This window comes from Jannaschia sp. GRR-S6-38 (assembly GCF_029853695.1).
Lineage (GTDB): Bacteria > Pseudomonadota > Alphaproteobacteria > Rhodobacterales > Rhodobacteraceae > Jannaschia > Jannaschia ovalis.
Map to the genome: position 1 here is coordinate 2604143 of NZ_CP122537.1, position 25761 is coordinate 2629903.

Annotated in this window: 28 protein-coding genes; 20 read left to right on the forward strand and 8 right to left on the reverse strand. The window is 69.6% G+C overall.

Going from position 1 to position 25761, the window contains the following annotated elements:
- Positions 1–40 precede the first annotated feature (40 nt).
- A complete protein-coding gene (locus tag P8627_RS13420; RefSeq protein ID WP_279964690.1) occupies positions 41–301 on the forward strand; it encodes a BolA family protein in 261 nt (86 codons plus the stop codon).
- 39 nt (positions 302–340) lie between these two features.
- Here the strand turns inward: P8627_RS13420 and P8627_RS13425 are convergent, their stop codons facing one another.
- Positions 341–1252: an alpha/beta fold hydrolase gene (locus P8627_RS13425; protein ID WP_279964691.1), complete on the reverse strand. Its 912-nt coding sequence runs from the start codon at positions 1250–1252 to the stop codon at positions 341–343.
- A gap of 104 nt (positions 1253–1356) precedes the next feature.
- Positions 1357–2871 carry an Asp-tRNA(Asn)/Glu-tRNA(Gln) amidotransferase subunit GatB gene (gatB, locus tag P8627_RS13430; protein WP_279964693.1) on the reverse strand — a complete coding sequence of 505 codons (1515 nt, stop codon included), beginning with the start codon at positions 2869–2871 and terminating at the stop codon, positions 1357–1359.
- Between the two features lie 276 nt (positions 2872–3147).
- Between gatB and P8627_RS13435 the strand changes: the two genes are divergently transcribed.
- Positions 3148–4032 carry a transglycosylase SLT domain-containing protein gene (locus P8627_RS13435; RefSeq protein ID WP_279964694.1) on the forward strand — a complete coding sequence of 295 codons (885 nt, stop codon included), beginning with the start codon at positions 3148–3150 and terminating at the stop codon, positions 4030–4032.
- A 118-nt stretch (positions 4033–4150) separates the two neighbouring features.
- Positions 4151–5263 (forward strand): acyltransferase family protein, encoded by a 1113-nt coding sequence (locus P8627_RS13440; protein WP_279964695.1) that lies wholly within the window; start codon positions 4151–4153, stop codon positions 5261–5263.
- Here the strand turns inward: P8627_RS13440 and P8627_RS13445 are convergent.
- The 3 genes from P8627_RS13445 to P8627_RS13455 form a co-directional block, all read right to left on the reverse strand.
- Complete coding sequence (locus P8627_RS13445) at positions 5190–6116, reverse strand: AEC family transporter (RefSeq protein ID WP_279964696.1); 927 nt, start codon at positions 6114–6116, stop codon at positions 5190–5192. The two genes, P8627_RS13440 and P8627_RS13445, sit on opposite strands and share 74 nt — an antisense overlap.
- A 14-nt stretch (positions 6117–6130) precedes the next feature.
- Positions 6131–6931, reverse strand: coding sequence for an MBL fold metallo-hydrolase (locus tag P8627_RS13450; RefSeq protein ID WP_279964699.1), 801 nt, complete (start codon positions 6929–6931; stop codon positions 6131–6133).
- 175 nt (positions 6932–7106) lie between these two features.
- Positions 7107–8888, reverse strand: a complete 1782-nt coding sequence (locus P8627_RS13455; RefSeq protein ID WP_279964700.1) for an SLC13 family permease — start codon at positions 8886–8888, stop codon at positions 7107–7109.
- A 151-nt stretch (positions 8889–9039) separates the two neighbouring features.
- On the opposite strand from P8627_RS13455, the gene P8627_RS13460 reads away from it, so the two are divergent.
- From P8627_RS13460 to P8627_RS13480, 5 genes are all read left to right on the forward strand, one after another.
- Positions 9040–9780, forward strand: coding sequence for a YebC/PmpR family DNA-binding transcriptional regulator (locus tag P8627_RS13460; RefSeq protein ID WP_279964701.1), 741 nt, complete (start codon positions 9040–9042; stop codon positions 9778–9780).
- A gap of 74 nt (positions 9781–9854) precedes the next feature.
- Positions 9855–10526, forward strand: coding sequence for a DUF998 domain-containing protein (locus P8627_RS13465; RefSeq protein WP_279964702.1), 672 nt, complete (start codon positions 9855–9857; stop codon positions 10524–10526).
- Between the two features lie 49 nt (positions 10527–10575).
- Entirely contained in the window at positions 10576–11175 is a 600-nt protein-coding gene (locus tag P8627_RS13470; RefSeq protein WP_279964703.1) for a LysE/ArgO family amino acid transporter, read from the forward strand.
- A 58-nt stretch (positions 11176–11233) separates the two neighbouring features.
- Entirely contained in the window at positions 11234–12130 is an 897-nt protein-coding gene (locus P8627_RS13475) for a DMT family transporter (RefSeq protein WP_279964704.1), read from the forward strand.
- Between the two features lie 76 nt (positions 12131–12206).
- Positions 12207–12863, forward strand: coding sequence for a thermonuclease family protein (locus P8627_RS13480; RefSeq protein ID WP_279964706.1), 657 nt, complete (start codon positions 12207–12209; stop codon positions 12861–12863).
- A 4-nt stretch (positions 12864–12867) separates the two neighbouring features.
- Here P8627_RS13480 and P8627_RS13485 read toward each other — a convergent pair whose 3' ends face one another.
- Both P8627_RS13485 and P8627_RS13490 read right to left on the reverse strand, forming a co-directional pair.
- A complete protein-coding gene (locus P8627_RS13485; RefSeq protein ID WP_279964708.1) occupies positions 12868–13338 on the reverse strand; it encodes a CoxG family protein in 471 nt (156 codons plus the stop codon).
- Positions 13339–13405: 67 nt separating this feature from the next.
- Positions 13406–14617: a multidrug effflux MFS transporter gene (locus P8627_RS13490; RefSeq protein WP_279964709.1), complete on the reverse strand. Its 1212-nt coding sequence runs from the start codon at positions 14615–14617 to the stop codon at positions 13406–13408.
- A gap of 246 nt (positions 14618–14863) precedes the next feature.
- On the opposite strand from P8627_RS13490, the gene P8627_RS13495 reads away from it, so the two are divergent.
- The 10 genes from P8627_RS13495 (at position 14864) to P8627_RS13540 (ending at position 22009) form a co-directional block, all read left to right on the forward strand.
- The gene (locus tag P8627_RS13495) at positions 14864–16396 is read left to right on the forward strand and encodes an acyl-CoA carboxylase subunit beta (RefSeq protein ID WP_279964710.1); all 1533 of its coding nucleotides are present in this window, start codon (positions 14864–14866) and stop codon (positions 16394–16396) included.
- 16 nt (positions 16397–16412) lie between these two features.
- Positions 16413–17183, forward strand: a complete 771-nt coding sequence (locus tag P8627_RS13500; RefSeq protein ID WP_279964712.1) for a hypothetical protein — start codon at positions 16413–16415, stop codon at positions 17181–17183.
- 57 nt (positions 17184–17240) lie between these two features.
- Entirely contained in the window at positions 17241–17504 is a 264-nt protein-coding gene (locus P8627_RS13505; RefSeq protein ID WP_279964714.1) for a DUF7218 family protein, read from the forward strand.
- Positions 17505–17512: 8 nt separating this feature from the next.
- Positions 17513–17902 carry a DUF6497 family protein gene (locus P8627_RS13510; RefSeq protein ID WP_279964715.1) on the forward strand — a complete coding sequence of 130 codons (390 nt, stop codon included), beginning with the start codon at positions 17513–17515 and terminating at the stop codon, positions 17900–17902.
- Positions 17903–18020: 118 nt separating this feature from the next.
- A complete protein-coding gene (locus P8627_RS13515; RefSeq protein ID WP_279964716.1) occupies positions 18021–18152 on the forward strand; it encodes a hypothetical protein in 132 nt (43 codons plus the stop codon).
- A gap of 174 nt (positions 18153–18326) precedes the next feature.
- Positions 18327–18716 (forward strand): hypothetical protein, encoded by a 390-nt coding sequence (locus P8627_RS13520; protein WP_279964717.1) that lies wholly within the window; start codon positions 18327–18329, stop codon positions 18714–18716.
- A 313-nt stretch (positions 18717–19029) separates the two neighbouring features.
- Positions 19030–19236, forward strand: a complete 207-nt coding sequence (locus P8627_RS13525) for a hypothetical protein (RefSeq protein ID WP_279964718.1) — start codon at positions 19030–19032, stop codon at positions 19234–19236.
- Between the two features lie 90 nt (positions 19237–19326).
- Complete coding sequence (locus tag P8627_RS13530; RefSeq protein WP_279964719.1) at positions 19327–19521, forward strand: hypothetical protein; 195 nt, start codon at positions 19327–19329, stop codon at positions 19519–19521.
- A gap of 112 nt (positions 19522–19633) precedes the next feature.
- Positions 19634–21631, forward strand: a complete 1998-nt coding sequence (locus P8627_RS13535) for an acetyl/propionyl/methylcrotonyl-CoA carboxylase subunit alpha (protein ID WP_279964720.1) — start codon at positions 19634–19636, stop codon at positions 21629–21631.
- Positions 21632–21808: 177 nt separating this feature from the next.
- A complete protein-coding gene (locus P8627_RS13540) occupies positions 21809–22009 on the forward strand; it encodes a hypothetical protein (RefSeq protein WP_279964722.1) in 201 nt (66 codons plus the stop codon).
- 27 nt (positions 22010–22036) lie between these two features.
- Here the strand turns inward: P8627_RS13540 and P8627_RS13545 are convergent, their stop codons facing one another.
- Positions 22037–22510: a DUF4174 domain-containing protein gene (locus P8627_RS13545; protein ID WP_279964725.1), complete on the reverse strand. Its 474-nt coding sequence runs from the start codon at positions 22508–22510 to the stop codon at positions 22037–22039.
- A 166-nt stretch (positions 22511–22676) separates the two neighbouring features.
- Here P8627_RS13545 and P8627_RS13550 point away from each other — a divergent pair, with 166 nt between their 5' ends.
- Both P8627_RS13550 and scpA read left to right on the forward strand, forming a co-directional pair.
- Positions 22677–23669 carry a hypothetical protein gene (locus P8627_RS13550; protein WP_279964727.1) on the forward strand — a complete coding sequence of 331 codons (993 nt, stop codon included), beginning with the start codon at positions 22677–22679 and terminating at the stop codon, positions 23667–23669.
- Positions 23581–25734 carry a methylmalonyl-CoA mutase gene (gene scpA, locus P8627_RS13555; protein WP_279964728.1) on the forward strand — a complete coding sequence of 718 codons (2154 nt, stop codon included), beginning with the start codon at positions 23581–23583 and terminating at the stop codon, positions 25732–25734. The genes P8627_RS13550 and scpA overlap by 89 nt, the downstream gene beginning before the upstream one ends.
- Positions 25735–25761: the final 27 nt, after the last annotated feature.

Consider the following 25761-nt stretch of genomic DNA (forward strand, 5'->3'; position numbering starts at 1 on the left):
ATTGCGCAGCCGGATGAAAGACCTTGACGGGGGAAAAGCGATGACGATGGAAGCCACCATCCGGGAGCGGCTGGAAACCGCGTTCCAGCCCAGCCGTCTGGACGTCCGAAACGAGAGCCATCGCCATGCCGGACATGCGGGCGATGACGGCTCCGGCGAAAGCCACTGGCATGTCGTGATCGTCTCGCAAGCCTTTGCCGGGCAAGGCCGCGTCGCCCGCCACCGCATGGTGCATGCCGCGCTGGGCGAGGTGATGGGCCGCATCCACGCCCTGTCGATGGAGCTGTCGGAAGGCGACTGACGCGCCGGGCGCGCCGCGTCACTCCGCCGCGCGGGGCCGTCAGGTCAGAAGCCGCTGATCCCCGTTCGAAAGGCGCTGGCGCGTCGCAAGCGTCGCCGCGTCCGCCCCGTCCAGCGTCGCGGCGAGGTCCTTGAGGAAGCCCGGATTGTCGAACCACCAGGAATGCGACAGCAGCATGTTCTCGAAATCGCTGCCGGCGGTGCCCTTGGCGTCGCGGCGGAACTGGGCCTGGCAGCTCACGTCCCAATGGCTGGGATAGCGCGGCCCGATCATGCCCAGCCGACCCGAGCGCCGGCGCCCGCCATTGATGATCCGGCCGGGCACGGCGAGCACCTCGTCGAGCGGGTTGTAGTAATGCGTGAAGCGAAGCGCGCGGTTGTTGAGCAGGAGCGTCCCGACCGCGCCCTTTCGCATCAGGTTGTGATCCACGTCGCAGGCGGTGAAGGCGACCTCGCGCAGCCAGCGCCGCGACCCGGTCCCGTCCCCGAACTGCGCCAGCGCCTTCAGCGTGACGTAGCAGCCCATGGAATGCGCCATCAGGTGCAGTCGGGGCCGCGGCGTGCGGGCCAGAAGCGGCCAGATGCCGTCCTCGACCAGGTAGCGGGCGATGGCCTTGGCCATGGTCCGGTCGCTCGAATAGCTCAAGGGTTTGCCGAGGCTCGGCCAGTCGTAGCCCACCACCGCGCCGCGGAAGCCCTCGGCACGCAGTCCCGCCTCGATGCGGGCGAGCCGCCGGAAGAGGCCCGACTGGGTGGTGTTGTAGCCGTGGATGTAGAGCAGGATCGTGCCGTCACCGGATTCGGCATCGATCGCGCTGTGCCACTGCGCCTCGCTCAGCTGCTTCAATCGCCAGGCATTGCCCGCCCGGCGAGGCGCGCCATAGCGGGTCAGCGAGGCGGCGTTGTCGGTGAACTTGCCCCGGTGGAGCGCGCGGCGCGTGAAAATCAGCATGGTCGGATCCCGGCTCGGGCGTGGCCAGAGGATACCGTGATCCGACTTCGCGACCTAGCCCGGCGTCGATCCGGACCCGGTGTCCGGGCGAACCGCCTTGCCCGTCAGAGACCCAGCTTGGCCGTCACGATCTCGTTCACCGCCTTCGGATTGGCCTTGCCGCCCGTCGCCTTCATCACCTGGCCCACGAACCAGCCGGCGAGCTTCGGGTTGGCCTGCGCCTTCTCGACCTGCGCGGGATTGGCGGCGATGATCTCGTCCACGGCCGCCTCGATAGCACCGGTGTCGGTGACCTGCTTCATGCCGCGGGACGCGACGATCTCGGCGGGGTCGCCGCCCTCGACATAGACGATCTCGAACAGGTCCTTGGCGATCTTGCCCGAGATGTCGCCCGTCTCGATCAGCCTGATGATCGCGCCCAGCTGTTCGGGCGAAACGGGCGAGGCCTCGATATCCGTCTCGTTCTTCTTCAGCCGGCCGAACAGGTCGTTGATGACCCAGTTCGCGCTGGCCTTGCCGTTGCCCGAGGCGGCGACGACCCGCTCGAAGAACGCGGCCGAGGTCGTGTCCGCGGTCAGCACCGAGGCGTCGTAATCCGACAGGCCGAACTCGCCGATGAACCGCGCCTTCTTGGCGTCGGGCAATTCGGGCAGATGGGCGGCGATATCGTCGATCCAGGCCTGCTCGATCTCCAGCGGCAGAAGGTCGGGATCGGGGAAATAGCGGTAGTCATGCGCCTCCTCCTTGGAGCGCATCGACCGCGTCTCGCCCTTGTCGGGATCATAGAGGCGCGTCTCCTGCGTGACGCTCGCGCCGCGCTCCAGCAGTACGATCTGGCGGCGGGCCTCGTAGTCGATGGCCGCCTGGATGAAGCGCAGCGAGTTCATGTTCTTGATCTCGCAGCGCGTGCCCAGATGCGCAAAATCCTGCGTCTCCTGATATTTCTCGTAGGCGCCGGGCCGGCAGACCGAGACGTTGACATCCGCCCGCAGGCTTCCGTTCTGCATGTTGCCGTCGCAGGTGCCGAGATAGCGCATGATCTGGCGCAGCTTGGTGACGTAGGCGGCGGCCTCCTCGGGGCCGCGGATGTCGGGGCGACTGACGATCTCCATCAGCGCGACGCCGGTGCGGTTGAGATCCACGAAGGACATGGACGGATCCATGTCGTGGATCGACTTGCCCGCGTCCTGTTCCAGATGGATGCGCTCGATCCGCACGACCCGCGCGGTGCCGTCGCCCATCTCGACCAGCACTTCGCCCTCGCCCACGATCGGGTGGTAGAGCTGGCTGATCTGGTAGCCCTGCGGCAGGTCCGGATAGAAGTAGTTCTTCCGGTCGAAGGCCGACATCAGGTTGATCTCGGCCTTCAGGCCCAGCCCCGTGCGCACTGCCTGCGCGATGCAGAATTCGTTGATGACGGGCAGCATGCCGGGCATGCCGGCATCGACGAAGGCTACGTTGGAATTGGGCTCGGCCCCGAACCGGGTCGAGGCGCCCGAGAACAGCTTCGCGTTGGACGAGACCTGGGCATGGACCTCCATCCCGATGACCAGTTCCCAGTCATCCGTCTCGCCCGCGATCACCTTGGGCTTGGGGGTCTCGTAAGTCAGGTCGAGCATGGCGGCCTCCGGGCTGGACGGGGCGGGTTTACGGCGCGCGCCATGCGGGGGCAAGCGGCGCGGCGGGCGGCGCCGCGGCGCCGGTTTCGGGTGCGACGGGGCCCGGGCGTTTGGCGAAAACCGCTAGATCTGCTAGCCCGATCGCGCGCCGGATCACCCGGACTGCGGGCCGGGACGACCGGTCGGGTCCCGGCGCTACCACTGCTAGTTGCCCGGACGGTCGGGAAACCTAGCTCTGGGCTGCGAGAGACGATGCGGGTGATCCGCGGGGGTGAGATGGGACTTGCGAATCGATTGACGGGCGGGGTCCGCGCGCTGGCCACGGCTGCGCTGGTCTGCACGGCTTCGGCCGCGCTGGCCGAGGAGCGGCCCGCCGTGCGCGCGCTGACGACCGTCGGCAGCACCATGGGTTATGCGGCCACGCCGGAGCTGCCGCCCGTTTCGGATTACGCGCCCGCGCTTTCGGCCCGGCCCGGGCTTCGGCCGCGCGTCATCGTCGAGGAACTGCCCGACCTGCGCTGGGACCATGTCCGCGGCTCGGAGCAATGGACCCGCGCCGCGATGCGCGCCCTCGACAGTCATGGCCGGCGTCTGATCGACACCGTGCCTCGCGACATCGAGACCTGGTGCCCCGCCTATCCCGAAGCCGACCGCTGGGGGCGCAAGGCGTTCTGGGCGGGGCTTCTGTCGACGCTGGCCAAGCACGAAAGCACCTGGCGGCCGACCGCCGTCGGCGGCGGCGGGCTCTGGTACGGTCTGGTCCAGATCCTGCCCGCGACCGCGCGCGGATACGGCTGCCGCGCGCGGTCGGGCGAGGCGCTGAAGGATGGCGCGCTCAACATGTCCTGCGCCGTCCGCATCATGAACCGCACCGTCCCGCGCGACGGCGTCGTCAGCCAGGGCATGCGGGGCGTGGCCGCCGATTGGGGCCCGTTCCATTCGCGCAACAAGCGCGAGGACATGCGCGCCTGGCTCTCGCGCCAGCCATTTTGCAACGGGCTGCACAAATCCGCGCGCCCGCTCGAGCGCCCCGACTGGCTGGGCGAGCCCGCCGGCGAGGCCGAGCTGATCCCGCTCTTCGTCGCCTGGGAGCTGGACAAGCAGATCCTGCCGCTCCTCGACGCCTTCGCTGAACGCGCGACCCCCGGAAGCGAAAGCTGACCGCAGCCGCGACCGATGGGCCACACACGCCCGACGCTGCCGCGCGCGCACTAGACAGCATGGGCGGCGTGGTGCCAGACGAAACCTTCTGGGGGGGTGAACCGGAAGGGGCATCCCGATGGTCCTTGGACCCGCGTCCGACGGGCGCGACAACAATCTCAACCTGATCCGCCTTCTGGCGGCGCTCGCGGTGCTGTTCAGCCATGCCTGGCCGATCGCGCGGGGGCCCGATGCCCTGCCGCCGGTGGCGGCGCTGTGGGGCACGTCGCTCGCGACGATGGCGGTGACGGTGTTCTTCGTCCTTTCGGGCTTTCTGATCGCCGGAAGCTGGGCGCGCCGACCGGACGCGGCCGCCTTCCTCGCCGCCCGGATCGCAAGGCTCTTCCCCGCGCTGGCGGTGGTTGTTTTGCTGACCGCGTTCGGGCTGGGCCCGGTGATGACGGACATGCCGCTGGCCGACTATGTCACAGACCCCGCGACCTGGACCTATCCGCTGCGAAATCTGTCCTTGGCCTTCCTGCAATATCCGCTGCCGGGCGTCTTGATGGACGCCCCCTATCCCGGCGCGGTGAACGGCTCGCTTTGGACGCTGGTGCACGAGGTCGCCTGCTACGGCGCCGTGCTGGCGCTGGGCCTGCTGGGCCTTGTGGGGGACCGGCGCCGCCTGACGGTGGCGCTGACGGTCTTCGCCATCCTCTACGCCTTGGGGGCGCTGGTCGCGCCCGCGCTGCCCCAAAAGCTGGCGGCCCTGCGCCTTCTGGCCTTTCCCTTTGCCCTCGGCATGGCCGCTTGGGCCTGGCGGGACCGGATCGTCCTGCGCTGGGACGTGGGCGCGGCGTTCCTGGCCCTGGCTTGGTTCCTGCGCGGAAGTCCGTTGGCCGCCGAGACGCTGGCGTTGGCGCTGGGCTACGGCGCCGCGCTCTTGGCGTTTCGGCCGGGGGGTGCGATCCGGGGCTGGAACAGGCTGGGGGACTATTCCTACGGCGTCTACATCATCGCCTTCCCAGTGCAGCAGGCGCTGTTGCATTGGGCCGGGCCGATGACACCGCTCGACAACGCCGCGGTGGCGGCCCTGATCACCCTGCCGCTGGCCGTGATCTGCTGGCATGCGATCGAGCGGCCCGCGTTGGCCCGGAAGGACCGTCTCGCCGCCGCGTTCAGAGCAGCAGCAGCCAGCCCGAGGCCGTCACCACCGAGGCCGCCGTTCCGATCAGAACCGCCGAGGCGCTGATCCGTACCGCGCGGCCGTGGATCGCCGCGAAGAGATAGGCGTTCACGCCGGGCGCCATCGCGGCCGTCACCACGGCGCCGCGCAGCTGGCCCTGGCTCAGGCCCAGCAGGGACCCGGCGGCGAAGGTCCAGGCGGGATGGACGACCAGCGAGAGCGCGCAGACCAGCGCGATGCCGCGCGCGTCGCCTTCGGGGCGGTACTGCACGAGGACGCCGCCCAGCCCGAACAGGGCGGCGGGCAGGGCGGCGCTGGCGATCAGACCGACGGCCTCGTCCACCGGGCCGGGCAGAGGCAGCCCCGACAGGTTGACGGCGAGCCCCAGCCCCACACCGATCATCAGCGAGTTGCGCGCCATCGCGCGCCCGACCGAGCGCATCCCGCCCAGCATTCCGCCGCCGCCGGCGCGCGCGATCTCCATCGCGGTGGTGCCCAGCAGGTAGCAAAACGCCGCGTGCACCGCGATGATCGCGAAGTTCGGCGTCAGGCTGTCCACGCCATAGGCCCGTTCCGCGATGGGCAGGCCCAGCAGCACGGTGTTGGCGAACATGGCGGCGAACCCGATCGCCACCGCATCCTCGATCCCGCGCTTGAGCCAGAGGCGCGCGCCCAGGATGCCGGCCGCGAAGCAGAGGATCGAGCCCGAGTAGTAGCTGGTCAGAAGCCGCCAGTCGAAGCCCTGCCCGAGGTCGAGCCGCGCGATCGCGAGGAACAGCAGGCAGGGGATCGCGAAGCTCTGGGTGAAGACCATCAGCCCGTCGACCTGCGCCTGGCTGAAGAGATTGCGCCAGACGGCCAGGTAGCCCGCGCCGATGATCAGGAAGACCGGCAGGGTGACCGCGAGTACGTCAAGCATGACGGCGCGCGGTCTCAGTCATCGGGCAGCTCGATCACCATGCCGTCCCAGGCGGGGGTGATCGTCTCGGGCGTCTCGGCATCGACCGTGGCCCAGTCGAGGTCGACATGCATGTTGGTCAGGATGCCGCGCTCGGGTTTCATCCGTTCCAGCCATTGCAGCGACTCCGCGAGGCTCAGATGCGAGGGATGGGGCGTGCGCCGCAGCGCGTCGAGGATCCAGACCTTCAGCCCCGAGAGCAGCCATTCGGCCTGCTCGGGGATGGCGTTAACATCGGGCATGTAGACGAGATCGCCGAAGCGCAGGCCGAGCGCGTCGATATCGCCGTGGTCCACCTGGATCGGCAGCACGCTGAGCCGCCCACCGGGGCCGTCGATGCTCACGGGGCCGTCCAGACGGTGGCGGTTCAGGATCGGCGGATAGCTGGAGCCCGGCGGCGTCTCGAAGGCATAGCCGAAGCGCCGCTCCAGCGCCTCGAAGGTCGCGTCGTCGGCCCAGATGTCCAGCATTTTCCGACGGTTGAAGACAATCATCCGCAGGTCGTCGAGCCCGTGGACATGGTCGGCGTGCTGATGCGTCCAGACCACCCCGTCGAGATGGCCGATGCCCGCGTCGAGAAGCTGCGCCCGCATGTCGGGCGAGGTGTCGACGAGGACCCGGGTGGTGCCGGCTTCGGTGATCCGCTCGACCAGGAGCGAGCAGCGGCGGCGCGCGTTTTTCGGGTTGGCGGGATCGCAATCGCCCCAGTTTCCGCCCAGTCGCGGCACCCCGCCGGACGAGCCGCAGCCGAGAATGGTGAAGCGCAAGAGGGCCATGCGCGTCTCATGCGACGGCAGGGCGGCGGGGGCAAGGGGCCGGCGCGGCGGGGCGTCCGGGGGCCGCGGATTTCGTGGGTGATCCACGGGTGATCTGCGGGTGATCCGTGTCGGACGTGAAATGACATCGTGCCGGTGGGAGCGGGGCGCGGGCAGGGACGGTGGAGGCGCGGGCTCAGAGTGGCCAGACGACGAGGATCGTCGGCACGGAGACGGCGATGACCAGCGCCTCGAGCGGCAGGCCCATCCGCCAGTAATCGCCGAAGCGGTAGCCGCCGGGGCCGAGCACCAGCGTGTTGTTCTTGTGCCCGATCGGCGTGAGGAAGGCGCAGGAGGCGGCGACGGCCACGGCCATCAGGAACGGGTCGGGCGAGACGCCCAGATCGGCCGCCATCGCGATGCCGACCGGGGCCGCGACGATGGCGGTGGCGGTGTTGTTGAGCACGTCGGACAGGGTCATCGTCACGACCATCAGCACCAGGAGCGCGACCCAGGCGGGCCGCCCCTCGGTCAGGGCGGTCAGCCAGCCCGCGATCAGCTCGGTCCCGCCGGAGGTCTGGAGCGCGGCGCCCAGCGGGATCATCGAGCCCAGCAGCACGACGACCGGCCATTCGACATGGTCGTAGAGCTCGGCCAGGGGCACGATCCGGGACACGGCGTAGAGCGCGACGACCCCGCCCAGCGCGACGGTCAGGTCCACGAGCCCGAAGCTGGCCGCGGCGACCGCGGCGGCGAAGATGCCGACAGCGGGCCAGATCTTGCGGTTCTCGGTCACGGCGAGGCCGCGGTCGGCCAGGGGCAGCACGCCCAGCCAGCTGATCACGTCATCGGCCATGTCCGAGGGCATGAGAAGAAGCAGGATGTCGCCGGCTTCGACTTCGGTGCGGCGCAGCCGGTCGGTGATCCGCCGGCCCCGGCGCGAGATGCCCAGCAGCACGGACCGGTGCCGCGAGGCGAGGCCGATGGCCTCCGAGGTGCGGCCGCGGATGCGGCTGGTTTCCGGGACGACGACCTCGATCAGCGACAGGCCGTGTTCGGCCGCGTCGAGCAGCGTCATGCGCCGTTCGTCGGAGAAATCGAGGCCCTCGCCGGCGCGGAACTCGTCCAGCGCGTCGGGTGCGGCCTCGAGCACGATGGCGTCGCCGGGCTCGAGTACCACGCTCCGGGCCGAGCCGTAGAGCCGCCGCCCCCCGCGGATCAGCCCCATGAGATGCGCGCCCGCCTCGTCGGCGGCGGGTTGCAGGTCGCCCAGCGTGGTGCCGACCAGCTTGCTGCCCTCCGGCACGGTCAGTTCGGCCACGTAATCGGCCATGTCCTCGGGCCCGATCCCGGCCTGCGCGCCGCGCTCGGGTGCGGGAATGAGGCGCCAGCCGATGGCGGCGACGAAGACGAGCCCCGCCGCGGCGGTGACGGCGCCCACGGGGGCGAAGTCGAACATCGAGAAGCTTTCGCCCAGCTGGTCGCGGCGGATGCCCGCGATGATGATGTTGGGCGGCGTGCCGATCAGCGTGATCATCCCGCCCAGGATCGTCGCGAAGCTGAGCGGCATCAGCGTGATCCCCGGCGCGCGTCCCGCCTTGCGCGCGGTCGCCATGTCGACCGGCATCAGGAGCGCCAGCGCCGCCACGTTGTTCATGAAGGCCGAGAGCACCGCGCCGATGCCGCCCATCACCGCGATATGGGCCAAGAGGCCGCGGCTGCTGTCGACGAGATGGCGCGTGATCAGCAGCACCGCGCCCGAGCGCACCAGCCCCGCCGAGACGATCAGCACCAGGGCCACGATGATCGTGGCGGGATGGCCGAAGCCCGAGAAGGCGTCCGCCTTCGGGACGACGCCCAGCATCACGCCCAGAAGAAGGGCGGTGAAGGCCACGAGGTCGTAGCGGAACCGGCCCCAGAGCAGCATCGCGAAGACCGCGCCGAAAAGGGCGAAGAGGATCATCTGGTCGGTGGTCATCGGACGGGTTCTCGAATTGCCTCAGGAGATCTGTAGCGCGGCCGGGGCGTGGGCCGAAGGACAAACCGCGCCGCGCCCATGCCGGGATTGCGGAAGCCGGGGGCGGGGCGCTATACGCGCGCCGATACCAGATAAGACCGGAGCGACACCCATGGCGGGCCATTCGAAATGGGCGAACATCCAGCACCGCAAGGGGCGGCAGGACAAGCTGCGCGCGAAGCTCTTTTCGCGCCTGTCGAAGGAAATCACCGTGGCCGCCAAGATGGGCGACCCCGATCCCGACAAGAACCCGCGCCTGCGGCTGGCCGTGAAGGAGGCCAAGTCGCAATCCATGCCCAAGGACAATATCGAGCGCGCCATCGCCAAGGCGACGGGCGGCGATGCCGAGAATTACGACGAGATCCGCTACGAGGGCTATGGCCCGAACGGCGTGGCGATCATCGTCGAGGCGATGACCGACAACCGCAACCGCACCGCCTCCTCGGTGCGCTCGACCTTCTCGAAGAACGGCGGGAACCTGGGCGAGACGGGCTCGGTCGGGTTCATGTTCGACCGCAAGGGGCAGGTCGTCTACCCGGCCGCCGCCGGGTCCGAGGATGACGTGATGATGGCCGCGATCGAGGCCGGGGCCGAGGACGTCGAATCCGACGCGGACGCCCATGTCATCTGGTGCGCCGACAGCGACCTGAACGCCGTCTCGACCGCGCTGGAGGAGAGCCTGGGCGAGGCGGAATCGACCAAACTGGTCTGGCGGCCGCAGACCACGACCGAGCTGGACCTCGAGGGGATGCAGGCCCTGATGAAGCTGATCGACGCGCTGGAGGACGATGACGACGTCCAGGCCGTCACCGCCAATTTCGAGGCGAGCGACGAGGTGATGGCGCAGCTCTGAGCGCCGGAACCGCCGCGACGCTCGACGGGTTGGGGCGGCACGCGGCGGACACTGCCCCCGCGGGAAAGGCCCCGATGGATCCCCGCGACATCCCCGAACGCCCCGGCGACCCGCTGGCGGAGCATCCGCATATCCTGCGCGGGACCGGCTGGCTCGCCATCGCGGGGACGGTGCTCTTCGCACTGTCGATCCTGGTGGCGGATTTCGTGGTGCCGAACCACGACTGGATCGCCGACACGATCAGCGATCTGGGTGCGGGGCCTTACGAGTGGATCGTGGATACCGGGATCTATGCCTATTCCGCCGCGCTGATCGCCTGCGCCGTGGGCGCGGCCCATGCGCATCTGGGCGGGCGCGGCTGGACCACGGGGATCTTCGGGCTGATTTTCACCGCGCAGGTCGTGTTTCTGGTGGGCGCGCGCAACGAATACGGCGATGCCGACCGGGACGGCGCGGTGATCCATGTCTACCTGGTCTATGCGCTGGGCCTCGCCTTCGCGGTCATCCCCTGGGCGATGTCGCAGGGGGCGGGGGCGATCTCGGGGCGGCTGCGGCTGGCGTGTCGCGCGGCGACGGTGCTGTGGGTGCCGATGGCGCCGGTCTTCTTCTTCATGGACGACGCCTGGGACGGGCTCTACGAGCGGGTGCTGGGGCTTCTGACGGCCATGTTCGTGCTGGCCATTGCGCTGACGCTGCTGGGGCGGGCCCGGGCGATCGAGGCCTCGGACCGTTCGCCCTCGGGCTGAGGGGCGGCTTCGGCTTGCGGCGGGGGTGCGGCGGGGGCGAGATGCGTCCATGACCTCCTTCCTGTCGGGCTTCGGGCTCGGGTTCTCGCTCATCCTCGCCATCGGCGCGCAGAACGCCTTCGTGCTGCGGCAGGGGCTGCGCGGCGAGCATGTGCTGGCCGTGGCGCTGACCTGCGCGCTGTCGGATGCGCTCCTGATCGCGGCGGGGGTCGCGGGCATCGGCGCGCTGGTCGGTGTCCTGCCCTGGCTGGTGCCGGCCTTCCGCTGGGGCGGGGCGGCGTTCCTGCTGGTCTATGGCGCGCGGGCGGCGTGGTCGGCCTGGCGCGGCGGGCAAGCGCTGGAGGCGGCGGGGGGTGCGGGCGGGCTCCGGCGCGCGGTGCTGACCTGCCTCGCGCTGACCTGGCTCAACCCGCATGTCTATCTCGACACGCTGGTCCTGCTGGGCTCGATATCGACCCAGGCGGCGGCGCCGCGCGTCTTCGGGCTGGGGGCCGTGACCGCGTCCTTCGTCTTCTTCTTCGCGCTGGCCCTCGGGGCGCGCCTGCTGCGGCCGCTGTTTGCACGGCCCGGGGCGTGGCGGGTGCTGGATGCGGGCGTGGCGCTGGTCATGTGGGCCATCGCCGCGGGCCTGATCCTGAGCCCCGCGTAACGGCGCCTTTGCCGGGCGGTCGCTTGCCCTCCGCGGCGGCCCGGCGCAGAGAGACGGCATGACGACGCCGTCCCGCCCGCTGCAAGGCATCCTGTGGATGATCGCGACGGGGCTCTGCTTCATCGCGGTGACGGCCGTGGTCAAGCACGCCGCGCAGGACCTGCCCGCCGCCGAGGCGGCCTTCCTGCGATACCTGCTGGGCCTCGTCTTCCTGCTGCCGCTGGCCCGCTCGCTGCTGGCCGCGCGGCTGACGCGGCGCGACCTGGGGCTCTTCGCGGGGCGGGGCGCGGCGCACACGCTGGCGGTGATGATGTGGTTCTACGCGATGACGCAGATCCCGATCGCCGAGGTGACGGCGATGAACTACCTCAACCCGGTCTACGTGACGCTGGGCGCCGCGATCTTCCTGGGCGAGCGGCTGGCCGCGCGGCGGATCATGGCGGTGATCGCGGCGCTGCTGGGCGTGGTGGTGATCCTGCGGCCGGGCTTCCGCGAGGTCGAGACCGGGCATCTCGCGATGCTGGGAACCGCGATGCTGTTCGGCGCGTCCTACCTCCTGGCGAAGCCGCTGTCGGACCGGTATTCGGCGGGCATGGTGGTGGCGATGCTGTCGGTGACGGTGACGCTGGGGCTGGCGCCCTTCGCGGCTGCGGTCTGGGTGACGCCCACGCCGGCCGACCTGGGCTGGATGTTCGCGGTCGCCTTCTTCGCGACGGCGGGCCATTACGCGATGACGCGCGCCTTCGCGGCCGCGCCGATCTCGGTCACCCAGCCGGTGACCTTCCTGCAGATGGTCTGGGCGGTGCTGCTGGGCTGGGCGCTGTTCGACGAGCCGCCCGACGGGTTCGTCATCCTGGGCGCCGCGATCATCATCGCCTCGGTCAGCTTCATCGCCTGGCGCGAGAGCCGGCTGAAACGGCAGATCACGCCGCCCTCGGGCGCGGCGAAATACTGACACACCGCATTTCTGCATTAACGCATTCTTAGGATTTCGGATTGCCCGCGCGCGAATCGTCCGGTTTGTACCGGATATGTTCAAGCTCTGTTCACTCCTCCTTTGCATGGCCCTGCCCGCCGCGGCGGAGGTTCTGTCGGGCCCGGTCCGCGTCGTCGATGCCGACACGATCGATATCGGCGCGCCGGTCAATATCCGGCTGATCGGCATCGATGCGCCCGAGGCGGGGCAGACCTGCCGGGACGGCGCGCGCATCCTGGCCTGCGGCGAGATGGCGACGGATGCGGCGCGGCGGCTCTATGGCGGGCGGCAGGCAGTGTGCCGGGTGCACGAAACCGACCGCTACGGCCGGGCGCTGGCGACCTGCCGCGTGGACGGCACGGAGATCAATGCCGAGCTCGTCCGGCTGGGCGTCGCCCGGACCTATCGCGACGACCCGGCCTATCGCGAGCAGGAGAAGGAGGCCGTGCTGATGGCGCGCGGGCTCTGGGCCTACGAGATGCAGGACCCCGCCGAATGGCGCGCCGCGTTGCGGGCCGAGCGGGCCGCCGCCCGCGCTCCGGGGCCGGGCCAATGCCCGATCAAGGACAATATCTCGGACAATGGGCGGCTCTACCACATGCCGGGCGACCGCGCCTACGGGCGCACGAGGATCGACACGCGCCGGGGCGAGCGGTGGTTCTGCTCGGAAGCCGAGGCCCGCGCGGCCGGGTGGCGGCGCGCGGGCGGCTAGGCGCTCAGGTGACCAGGTCCTGCGGGCTGACCGCGGTGCCCTCGACCTCGTCCTTGAAGTTCTCGAAGAAGGCGTCGGCCATCTTGGCGGCGAAGCTGTCGATCAGGCGCGAGCCCAGTTGCGCGATCTTGCCGCCGACTTTGGCGTCCACGGCATAGCTGAGCTCGGTCCCTTCGGGCACCTCGGCCAGCGTCACGTTCGCCCCGCCCTTGGCGAAGCCCGCGACGCCGCCCTTGCCTTCCCCGGCGATGCGGTAGCTTTCGGGCGGGTTGGCGTCGGAGACCGTGACCTCGCCCTTGAAGGTGGCCTTCACCGGGCCGACCTTCTGCTTGACCGTCGCCTGGAAGCCCTCTTCCGGCGATCCGGTCAGCTCCTCGCAGCCGGGAATGCAGGCCTTCAGCGTCTCGGCGTCGTTGAGCCGCGCCCAGACGGTTTCGCGCGGCGCGGCGATGATGCGGGTGCCGGTCAGTTCCATGATGTCCTCCCTCGGGCGCGTCGCACCAGTCTTCGCAGACAAACGGCGCGCGCGGCAAGCGGAAGGCTCAGGCGGCGAGCTGCCGGTTGCGGCGGATGGTCAGCACGGTGGCGGTGACGCTGGCCGAGCCCGAGGCGACCATCAGCGCGACCAGCGGCAGCGCCCCGCCGCCGAAGCCCAGAAGCCAGCCCGCGAGCGCCGAGAGCGCGGCGCCGCCGCCGATCATCATCGCGCCGCCCAGGCCGGAGGCCGTGCCGGCCAGATGCGGCCGCACCGACAGCATCCCGGCCGTCGCGTTGGGGATGACGAGCCCGTTGCCGAGGCCAACGAAGGTCATGAATCCGAAGAACAGCCAATGCGAGGTGTAGCCCATGAGCGTCAGGACCAGCAGCAGCCCGAGCCCCGAGACCTGGCCCACCGCGCCCCAGAGGATCATCCGGTCGATGCCGAAGCGCTGCGAATAGCGCCCCGAGATGCCGTTGCCGACGAGATAGCCGAGCGCGGGGGCGCCGAAGAAGACGCCCAGCGTGGCGGGATCCATGCGGAAAACCTGCGCGCCGACGAAGGGCGCGCCGCCCAGATAGGCGAAGAAGGCGCCCGAGGCGAAGGCCGAGGAGGCGCAATAGCCCCAGAAGCGCCGCGAGGTCAGAAGCTCGGGATATTGCTTGGCCTGGTCGCGGAAGCTGCCGCCGGTGCGGGGCGCGGTCTCGCCCAGGTCGATATAGGTCAGGAGCCAGAGCGCGCCGCCCGCGGCGAGCAGCAGCCAGAAATTGGCCTGCCAGCCGAAATAGCCCTCGAGTACGCCGCCGATCGCGGGGCCGACCATCGGCACGACGGACATGCCCATGGTGACGTAGCCCAGCATCGAGGCGGCCTTGTCCTGCGGGTAGAGGTCGCGCACGACGGCGCGGCTGAGGACCATGGCGACGACGATGGCGGCCTGCGCCATGCGGAAGGCGAGGAAGGTCTCGATCGTCTCGGCCCAGAGGCAGCCCAGCGTGGCCAGCATGAACAGCACGAGCCCCGCGAGGATCACGGGCCGCCGGCCGAACCGGTCCGAGATCGGGCCGACGAAGAGCTGCAGGACCGCGTTCACCCCGAGATAGAGCCCGACCGAGAGCTGGATCATCGCGTAATCGGCCGCGAACCAGTCCGCCATCGCCGGCAGCGAGGGCAGGAACACGTTCATGGCGAGCGTCGACAGCCCGACCAGCGCGACGAGCGTCAGGATGTGCGGAGGGCTGCGCCGCGCGCGGGGGATGTCTGTCGTGACCGCCATAGTATCGCGATATGCCTTTCCGATGCGTTCGGCCAACCCCGCGACGCTGCACAGGCGCCTGTGCAGGAATGGCATCGGCGGCCGGGCCGACCCCGAAACATAGCGCCGGACCCGCCTTCGTCGACCGGGCGGCGGCGTCCGGCCGGGCGCGCCTCGGGGGCGGGATCGGGCGGATTATCCCCTTTCGGACTTCCCTCGGGCCGCATGCGGGGCGTAGGAACGGGGCGCAAGACGGGAGGGCGGACCATGAAGGACATTCTCGAACAGCTCGAGGCGCGGCGCGAACATGCCCGGATGGGCGGGGGCGAGCGGCGGATCGCGGCCCAGCACGCCAAGGGCAAGCTCACCGCGCGCGAGCGCATCGAGCTTCTGCTCGACGACGGCTCGTTCGAGGAGTTCGACATGTTCGTCGCCCACCGCGCCACCGATTTCGGCATGGCCGAGGACCGCCCCTCGGGCGACGGCGTGGTCACCGGCTGGGGCACGATCAACGGGCGGCTGGTCTATGTCTTCAGCCAGGATTTCACCGTCTTCGGCGGCTCGCTGTCGGAAACCCACGCCCAGAAGATCTGCAAGATCCAGGACATGGCGCTGCAGAACGGCGCGCCGGTGATCGGGCTCAACGACTCGGGCGGCGCGCGCATCCAGGAAGGCGTCGCCTCGCTGGCCGGATATGCCGAGGTCTTCCAGCGCAATATCGACGCGAGCGGCGTCATCCCGCAGATCAGCGTCATCATGGGGCCCTGCGCGGGCGGCGCGGTCTATTCGCCCGCGATGACCGACTTCATCCTGATGGTGCGCGACACGTCCTACATGTTCGTGACCGGCCCCGACGTGGTGAAGACCGTGACCAACGAGATCGTCACCGCCGAGGACCTGGGGGGCGCCACGACCCACACCAAGAAATCCGGTGTCGCGGACCTGGCCTTCGAGAACGATGTCGAGGCGCTGGCCGAAGTGCGGCGGCTGATCGATTTCCTGCCCCTGTCGAACCGGGAGGTGCCGCCCGTGCGGCCCTTCTTCGACGACCCCGAGCGCATCGAGGAAAGCCTCGACACGCTGATCCCCGACAATCCGAACGCGCCCTACGACATGGCCGAGCTGATCGTGAAGCTGGCCGACGAGGGGGATTTCTTCGAGATCAAGCCCGACTACGCCAAGAACATCCTGACCGGCTTCATCCGGATCGAGGGGCGGACCGTCGGCGTGGTGGCCAACCAGCCGATGGTGCTGGCGGGGTGCCTGGACATCGACAGCTCGCGCAAGGCCGCGCAATTCGTGCGCTTCTGCGACGCCTATTCGATCCCGCTCCTGACGCTGGTGGACGTGCCGGGCTTCCTGCCGGGGACGAGCCAGGAATTCGGCGGCGTCATCAAGCACGGCGCGAAGCTGCTGTTCGCCTATGGCGAGGCGACGGTGCCCAAGGTCACGGTCATCACCCGCAAGGCCTATGGCGGGGCCTATGACGTCATGGCGTCCAAGCATCTGAAGGGCGATTTCAACTATGCCTGGCCGTCGGCCGAGATCGCGGTGATGGGCGCCAAGGGCGCGGTCGAGATCCTGTACCGCTCGGAGCTGGGCGATCCCGACAAGATCGCGGCGCGCACCAAGGATTACGAGGACCGCTTCGCCAACCCCTTCGTCGCCGCCGAGAAGGGCTTCATCGACGAGGTGATCCAGCCGCGCGCCACCCGAAAGCGGATCGCGCGGGCCTTCGCGTCCTTGCGCAGCAAGCGGCAGGACCGGCCCTGGCGGAAGCACGACACGATCCCGCTGTGAGATCGGAGAGGGCGCGATGGGCCGGCCTCTGACACCTGACGCGATCGAGGATTGCTGCCGGACCGCCGAGATCTGGGATCTCGACCTGTCGATGTTCGGGCCGGCCGATCACGTGAACCTGATCCTGCAGCGCTCCGAGATCCTCTGGGACGAGGCCCGGCCGGGCCGGATCATCCGGGCCTGGACGAAGGGCGACGGCGCCGCGCTGGAGGCGATTGTCCAACGCCGGGGCGAGGAACTGGCACGGCGTGCGGCGGCGGTGGCTTGGCTGGAATACCGCGAGATGCTGCACGCGCTCGTGCGAATGCGGCCGGGTTCGATCGCCGATATCGGCTGCGGCTACGCCATGGCCGACCTTTTCGCCCATCGCGATTTCGGGGCGCGCCTGGTCCTGATCGACACCGAGGCGGACGACGAGGCGCGCCATTTCGGCTTCGCCGATACCGGCGCGGCCTATGCCTCGCTGGCCGGCGCGCGCGCCTTCCTCGAGGCCAACGGCGTTCCGGGCGACAGGATCGAGACCGTGAACCCGCAGACGGACGATCTGGACGCGGTCGCGCCGGTCGATGTCGCGCTTTCGATGCTGTCTTGCGGATTTCACTACCCGGCGGCGACCTACGCGGATTTCTACGCGCGGCAGATCGCGTGCGGCGGGGCGCTGATCCTCGACGTGCGGACCCGGGTCGCGGCGCAGGAGCGCGGCGCGCTGGAAGCCGTCGGGCCGGTCGAGCAGATCGGGCGCGGCGCGAGCCACCTGCGCCTGATGGCGCGGAAGGCCGCGGCATGAGCGGCGCGGGAACCCGGCCCGGCGTCCGACCGTTCGGTGGCTCAGGAGGAGCGAAGCATGAGCAAGGACCACGGACCGTCGATCAAGGACGACGAGACCTATCAGGCGCTGCGCGAGGACGGCGCCTCGAAGGAGAAGGCCGCCCGGATCGCCAATGCGCAGGCATCCGACAGCCAGGACCCGGGGCACAAGGGCGGCAAGGCGCCGCCCTACGAGGAATGGACAAAGGACGATCTCTATGCGCGGGCGCAGGAGATCGGGATCGAGGGCCGCTCGGACATGGACAAGGACGCGCTGATCGAGGCCCTGCGAAACCACTGAGCCGCGCAATGGGTTCGGCGCTCGGCTTGGCGCTCGGCCTCGGGCTCGGCGGGCCGGCCGCCGCGCAGGGCGTGCCCTCGGGCCAGGCGGTGGTGCTCTGGCAGGTGCTGTGGGAGCGCGTGGACGGGCAGGGGACGCAGGCCATCCTGCGCTTCATCGCCCCGGCGGTGGCGCGGGACGGCGGAAGCGTCGATTACGATCGGGCGCGCGACGACATGGACTGGCTGTGCGAGACCCACGGCCTTCCGGTCGCCGCGCTGCCCTATGCGCGCTCCGACAGCATCGTGGTGACGCTGATGGACAGGCCCGTGCCCCGCGGCGCGACCGACCCCGAGGCGACGCAGTATTTCGGCCTCTACCGGGTCGAGAACGGCACATGCGAGGCGGAGAATTACTGATGCGTTTACGCAACGGCGTCTTCTGCTTGCCGGAACCCTTACCCTTGGGGCATCGTTGCCTCCCGAGGGGACATGCCACGTTGCACCGAGTCCTCCGCAACACCGACAGGAGATATTCATGCGTAAGCTCATCAAGACCGTTGCCGTTCTCGGCCTCACCGCTGCCGTCGCCGCCTGCGGCGCGCCCGCCGAGGAAGAAGTCGTCATCGTCGAGCCGGTCACCGTCGACCCGGTTTCCAGCAAGTTCTGATTTCGCGCCGGGGCGCGTGTTGGCGCGCGCCCCGCTGCACCCCGCCACCGGGCTTGGGCGCTATGGCGTCGCGTCCGGGGCGCACCCGCCCGTGACCCGATGGGGGTCGGGGCCCTTTTCTCCCTTCCGCAACGCGTTCGACTTCGCTGCCCGGGCATGCCGTGGAGCGCGCCCATGCTGAAGCATCGCGGTTTCCCGGGCCGGCTGCCGGGGACGGATTTCCAGTTCACCATCCGCCGCGCCAATCCCCGCGGGGTCACGCCGATCACCAAGCGCGAGCGGTTCCGCGACCGCAGGCCCGCCGACCGGGCCGCCGACACCGCCTTCCTCGCGGCCCTCTGGGCGCATTTCGGCGACGCGCCGTTCGAGCGTGGCAATCTCGATGCGGGACGGCTGTCCTGGCTGTTCGGGCGCGAGGTCGTCGCGGCCGAGGATCCCTTCGACCCGGCCAGCTACGACGCGCTGTTGCGGGTGGACGAGACACAGGCCCGCGCGTCCTTTCCCGAAGCCTTCGAGGCGGATGCGGGCCTTCCGGACGATCCGGAGGATCCGGATTGGGCATGAATTCGCCACGGCGCCGCGCCGCTGGGCAAGGCTCCGCCGATCGCGGCATCGCGGCGACTTCGCGTTATGCGGATCGGGTCCAGCGCCGCATCGTGAAAGGGTGTCCGGTGGAGACGCGTCCCCTCGGGGAGCGAACCGAAGGATGCGAGTGGAACCGTACCCCTTCCCCTCCCGGGCGATGGACAGGCCGCAAGGTCGACCCATCGTCCGGACCCTTTTCCGCAAGCGCCCTGCAGGGCGGCGCGACACGGATCGGGGCGGGAGACGGCGACGCGACAAAACAAAAAGAAGACCACGAGGTAGGAGCAGTTCCATGGTCAAGATTCCCCTTCGGGCCGCCGGCATCGTCGCCGCGCTGGCCCTTTCCGGCTGTTACGGCACCGATGTCGAACGCGCGGGCGCCGGCGCTCTCATCGGCGGGCTGGGCGCCGCCGCACTGGACAAGAACGTGGCCGGTGGCGCACTCATCGGTGCGGCAGGCGGCGCGCTGGCCGACGATCTGGCGGATTTCACGCGCTGAGCGTGAACCCGGCGCGGCGCGGCCTTCTCCCGATGCAACCGCGGGGGTCAACCGCGCGTTGAAGACGCGCATAAAACTCGGAGACACGACATGCACCGTACCCTTCTCATCCCGGCCGCGGCCCTGCTCACGCTTCTGGCCGGCTGCTATGCCGGTTCCGACCTGGAGCGCGCGGCCATCGGCGGCGCGATCGGCTGTGCGGCCGGCGAAATCATCGAAGACGGCAACTGCGTCGCCGGCGGCGCAATCGGCGCCGCGGCCGGCGCGTTGGCCAACGACTTCTGACACCGGGCCCCGGTTCGGGGCCGCATCGCACCATCATGGGGTCGCCCTGTCGCTTGACGGGGCGGCCCCTTTTTTCGTTTGACCGGCGCAAAGACCGGGACAGGGGGATGAAATGTTCGACAAGATCCTGATCGCCAATCGCGGCGAGATCGCCTGCCGGGTCATCAAGACGGCCCGCCGGATGGGCATCAAGACGGTGGCGGTCTATTCCGACGCTGACCGCGACGCGCTGCATGTGCGCATGGCCGACGAGGCGGTGCATATCGGCCCGCCGCCCGCCAACCAGTCCTATATCGTGATCGAGAAGGTCATGGAGGCGATCCGCCAGTCGGGCGCGCAGGCGGTGCATCCGGGCTATGGCTTCCTGTCCGAGAATCCGAAATTCGCCGAGGCGCTGGAGGCCGCGGACGTGGCCTTCATTGGCCCGCCCAAGGGCGCGATCGAGGCGATGGGCGACAAGATCACCTCGAAGAAGATCGCGGCCGAGGCCGGAGTCTCGACCGTGCCCGGCCATATGGGCCTGATCGCCGATGCCGACGAGGCGCTGAAGATCTCGGAGGAGATCGGCTTCCCGGTCATGCTGAAGGCCAGCGCCGGCGGCGGCGGCAAGGGCATGCGCATCGCCTGGAGCGCCGACGAGGTGCGCGAAGGCTTCCAGGCGTCGAAGAACGAGGCGGCGTCGAGCTTCGGCGACGACCGCATGTTCATCGAGAAATTCGTCACCCAGCCGCGCCATATCGAGATCCAGGTGCTCTGCGACCAGCACGGCAACGGCGTCTATCTGGGCGAGCGCGAATGCTCGATCCAGCGGCGCAACCAGAAGGTCGTCGAGGAGGCGCCGTCGCCTTTCCTGGACGAGGCGACGCGCCGGGCGATGGGCGAGCAGGCGCTCGCGCTGGCCCATGCCGTGGGCTATGCCAGCGCGGGCACGGTCGAGTTCATCGTCGATGGCGAGCGCAATTTCTACTTCCTGGAGATGAACACCCGCCTGCAGGTCGAGCACCCGGTGACCGAGCTGATCACCGGCGTCGATCTGGTCGAGCAGATGATCCGCGTGGCGAATGGCGAGCGGCTGGCGCTGACGCAGGACGACATCAAGCTCGATGGTTGGGCCATGGAGAGCCGGCTCTATGCCGAGGATCCCTATCGCGGCTTCCTGCCGTCGATCGGCCGGCTGACCCGCTACCGCCCGCCCGAGGAGGTCTCGGGGCCCGAGCGCGTCGTCCGCAACGACACCGGCGTCTTCGAGGGCGGCGAAATCAGCATGTTCTACGACCCGATGATCGCCAAGCTCTGCACCTGGGCGCCCGATCGCGGCACGGCCATCGCCGCGATGCGCGACGCGCTGGACGGGTTCGAGGTCGAGGGGATCGGCCACAACCTGCCCTTCCTGTCGGCGGTGATGGACCATCCGAAATTCGTCGCGGGCGAGATGACCACGGCCTTCATCGCCGAGGAATTCCCCGACGGCTTCCAGGGTGTCAGCCTGCCCGAGGACCATCTGCGCCGCATCGCGGCCGCCTGCGCGGCCATGCACCGCGTGGCCGAGATCCGGCGCACCCGCGTCTCGGGTCGGATGGACAATCACGAACGCAAGGTCGGGGCGGACTGGATCGTCACGCTGAACGGCCTGCGCTTCGAGACCCGGATCGCGGCCGACAGGGGCGGGGCGGACGTCACCATCGGGGAGGAGACCCTGCGCGTCGAGTCGGACTGGACGCCGGGCGACCAGCTGGCGCGCGTTTCGGTCGGCGGCGAGGTCGTCGTGCTGAAGGTGGGCAAGATCACGCAGGGCTTCCGCATCCGGACGCGCGGCGCCGACATGCGCGTCCATGTCCGCACGCCGCGCCAGGCCGAGCTCGCGGCGCTGATGCCCGAAAAGCAGGCCGCCGACACCTCGAAGCTGCTGCTCTGCCCGATGCCGGGCCTGATCGTGCGGGTCGACGTGGCCGAGGGCGACGAGGTCCAGGAGGGCCAGGCCCTGGCGGTGGTCGAGGCGATGAAGATGGAGAACATCCTGCGCGCCGAGCGCAAGGGCGTCGTCGCGAAGGTCAATGCGGGGCCCGGGGACAGCCTGGCGGTGGATGACGTGATCCTCGAATTCGAGTGATCCGGCGGCGTCGGGACCGGCCCGGCGCGCCGGTTTTTCGCGGGCTTTACAGATGGTTCGGCGCGTGGCCGGGGGCCGGGATCATCACGCGTTCGGCATCGTCGCCGGCTTTCCTTCTGCGGGGGCGCGCTAGGTTGCCCGGCGGAACCTTCCCGAATGACCGCCACGGAGCCGACCATGACAGCCGAGCCTAACGAGATCCGCGACCGCATCCTGGCCTTCGCCGCCAATGTCGGCGGCGCCACGAACGCGCCGGAGGCGAAGGCGCGGCGGCGCGGATGGCTCGACGACAAGGGCGAGCCCACGGCCGACGGGCGAAAGCTGATCGACAGCCTGGGCGACCAGGACGGCACGCGGACGGTGTTCCGCGGCCTCTGAGGAGTAATCAGCGGGCGCGCGGGCCGTTCAGCCTTCGCCGGAGGGGTTCTCGCGCATCTCGCGGCGGCGCATCGGCATCTTGTCGATCGAGCGCGAGAGTTCGCGGACCGTCCAGGGCAGCGGCTTGCGCAGCTTCACCTGACCATCCTTGCCGATCAGCACCAGCATGAAGCCGCGGGGGCGCAGCTGCTCTCGCAGGGCCGAGCGGTTTCGCGGATCGGTGTCGAGGACGACGATCACGTCGCGCTCGACCAGCCGGTCGATCTCGGACTCGATCTCCTCCAGCTGCTCGATGAAGGCGGGGTCGCGCGGGGAGTTCGCGAAGACCACGACCGGGCGGGCGATGTAGAGAAGCTCCTCCAGATCGACCTCCGCCGCGTCGAAATAATGCGACTTGTCGGCCTCCCAGCGCTCCGCGACCGATGGCGTGTCCGCCGCGAAAGCTGCGCCGACCAGCGCCAGCGCCGCAGCGATGCCAGATAGGAAACTCTGTATCGTCATCTCGTTCCGTGCCCTTCCGTTCCTTCCGATATAGGTCGGGGAAGCGGCGGCGCGAAGGGTGCGTCGCGGGAATGAGGCAATTCGTCGTGAAATGGCTGCTTAATCCTATCGGAAGGCATCGGATCCTAGGGCTTTCGCGACCGCAGACAGCCCGCCCGGAGACCCGATGCCGCACCTGACCCGAGATCCGCCCGTCACCTTGCACCTGGGCGCCCACCGCACCGCCACGAGCAGCCTGCAGCACCTGCTGGAACGCGATGCGGCGCCGCTGGCGCGCGCGGGGGTCGCCGTCTGGACGCCGCGCCGCACCCGGGCGGGGCTGCTGACCGGTGTGCTGGGCGATCCCGGACGCCAGGCGGCCTCGCGGGACCGTGCGGCCCATCGTGCCGCGGGCCGGGTCGCGATGCTGCGCAGCGAGATGGCGGCGCTGGGCCTAACGCGCCTCGTTCTGTCGGAGGAGAACGCGCTTGGGGGCTTGCGCGAGAATCTCCTGATGGCGCGGCTCTACCCCTCGGCCGCCCCGCGGCTGGAGCGGCTGGCCCGCGCCGTCCCGGGCATCGACCGCGTCTGCCTCGCCATCCGCTCGCCCGCGGCCTGGTGGACCAGCGCCTTCGCCTTCCTGATGACCCGCGGCTTCGCCCCGCCCGACCGCGCCACGCTGGAGGCGATCGCATCCGCGCGGCGGGGATGGCGGCAGGTGATCGAGGACGTGGCCCGCGTGTTTCCGGGGGCCGAGGTCGCGGTGTGGGAATTTGAGGGGATCGGCCAAAAGCCCGTCGAGGCTTTCGCCGCACTCACGGGGCGGCCGCCGCGGCCGGGTCCCGTGCGACCGCTCAACGCCGCCCTTCCGCTCGGGGCGCTGCGGGCGCGGCTGCGCGCGGAGGGCTGCATGACGCCGCTGCCCGAACGCGGCGGCCGCTATGCCCCGTTCCCGCCGGATCTGGGCGCCGCGCTCGACGCACGCCACGCCGCCGAGGTGACGTGGCTTCGTGATGGCGCGGACGGTCTGGCCACGTATATAGACGGGGCGCATGAAGACGCCCGCACGGGCCAGAGGGAGGAAGCCACCCATGACCGCCGACAGCGACGATACCCGGCATGGGCCCCGCGACCGTTGGACGAGCCTGGCTGCGGGCGAGTTGAGGGGCCGCGCGCCTGAGGACCTGACCTGGCGGACGCTGGAAGGGATCGACGTCCAGCCGCTCTATACACGCGACGACCTGGAGGGGCTCGACCACCTGGACGCCATCCCGGGCGAGGCGCCCTATCTGCGCGGGGTCAAAGCCACGATGTATGCCGGCCGACCCTGGACGATCCGCCAATATGCGGGCTTCTCCACGGCCGAGGAATCGAACGCCTTCTACCGCCGTGCGCTGGCCGGCGGGCAGCAGGGCGTGTCGGTGGCCTTCGACCTGGCCACCCATCGCGGCTATGACAGCGACCATCCGCGCGTCGTGGGCGACGTGGGCAAGGCGGGGGTGGCCATCGACTCGGTCGAGGACATGAAGATCCTCTTCGACGGCATTCCGCTGGAAAAGATCAGCGTTTCCATGACGATGAACGGCGCGGTGATCCCGACCCTGGCCAATTTCATCGTCGCCGGCGAGGAGCAGGGCGTCGACCGCGCGCAGCTTTCGGGGACCATCCAGAACGACATCCTGAAGGAGTTCATGGTCCGCAACACCTATATCTATCCACCCGAGCCCTCGATGCGGATCGTCGCGGATATCATCGAATACACCGCCGAAGAGATGCCGCGCTTCAACTCGATCTCGATCTCAGGATACCACATGCAGGAAGCCGGCGCCGACCTGGTGCAGGAGCTGGCCTTCACGCTGGCCGACGGGCGCGAATATGTCCGCGCGGCCATCGCGCGCGGCATGGATGTGGACCGCTTCGCCGGCCGGCTGAGCTTTTTCTTCGCGATCGGCATGAACTTCTTCATGGAAGCCGCCAAGCTGCGCGCCGCGCGGCTGCTCTGGCATCGCATCATGTCGGAATTCGAGCCGAAGAACCCGAAATCCTCGATGCTGCGGACCCATTGCCAGACCTCGGGCGTGTCGCTTCAGGAGCAGGACCCCTACAACAATGTCGTCCGCACCGCCTATGAGGCGCTGGCCGCCGTGCTGGGCGGGACGCAATCGCTGCACACCAATAGCTTCGACGAGGCCATCGCGCTGCCCACCGAGAACTCGTCGCGCATCGCGCGCAACACCCAGCTGATCCTGCAGGAGGAGACGGGCGTCACCAATGTCGTCGATCCGCTGGCGGGCAGCTATTACGTCGAGAAGCTGACCCATGACCTGGCCGAGGCGGCCTGGACGCTGATCGAGGAGGTCGAGGCGATGGGCGGCATGACCAAGGCCGTCGCCTCGGGGATGCCCAAGCTGCGGATCGAGGAGTCCGCGGCGACGCGGCAGGCCAAGATCGACCGCGGCGAGGACGTTATCGTCGGCGTGAACAAGTATCGCCGCGAGACCGAGGATCCGATCGACATCCTCGATATCGACAACGACAAGGTGCGCGAGGCGCAGGTCGCCCGGCTGGGGCGGATCCGCGCGAGCCGCGACCAGGCCGCCTGCGACGCCGCGCTGGCCGAGGTCACGCGCCGGGCGGGCGAGGGCGGCAACCTGCTGGAGGCCGCCGTCGAGGCGGCCCGCCAGCGCGCCACGGTGGGCGAGATTTCGGACGCGATGGAGACGGTGTTCGGCCGCCACCGCGCCGAGGTGAAGACATTGGCCGGGGTCTATGGCGCCGCCTACGAGGGCGACGACGATTTCGCGGCGATCCAGGCCGATGTCGAGGAGTTCGCCGAGGCCGAGGGGCGGCGGCCGCGGATGCTGGTGGTCAAGATGGGCCAGGACGGCCATGACCGCGGCGCCAAGGTCATCGCCACGGCCTTCGCCGATATCGGCTTCGATGTGGATGTGGGCCCGCTCTTCCAGACGCCCGAGGAGGCCGCGCAGGACGCGGTGGACAACGATGTCCACGTGATCGGCATCTCGAGCCAGGCGGCCGGGCACCGGACGCTGGCGCCGAAGCTGATCGACGCGCTCCGGGGGATGGATGCGGGCGAGATCATCGTGATCTGCGGCGGGGTGATCCCGCAGCAGGATTACGATTTCCTCAAGAAAGCCGGCGTCGCCGCGATCTTCGGGCCGGGCACGAACATCCCCGCCGCCGCACGCGATATCCTCAAGCTGATCCGCGCCGCGCGGGGCTGAAAGCGGGGCTTGCGGGGGGCGATTTTG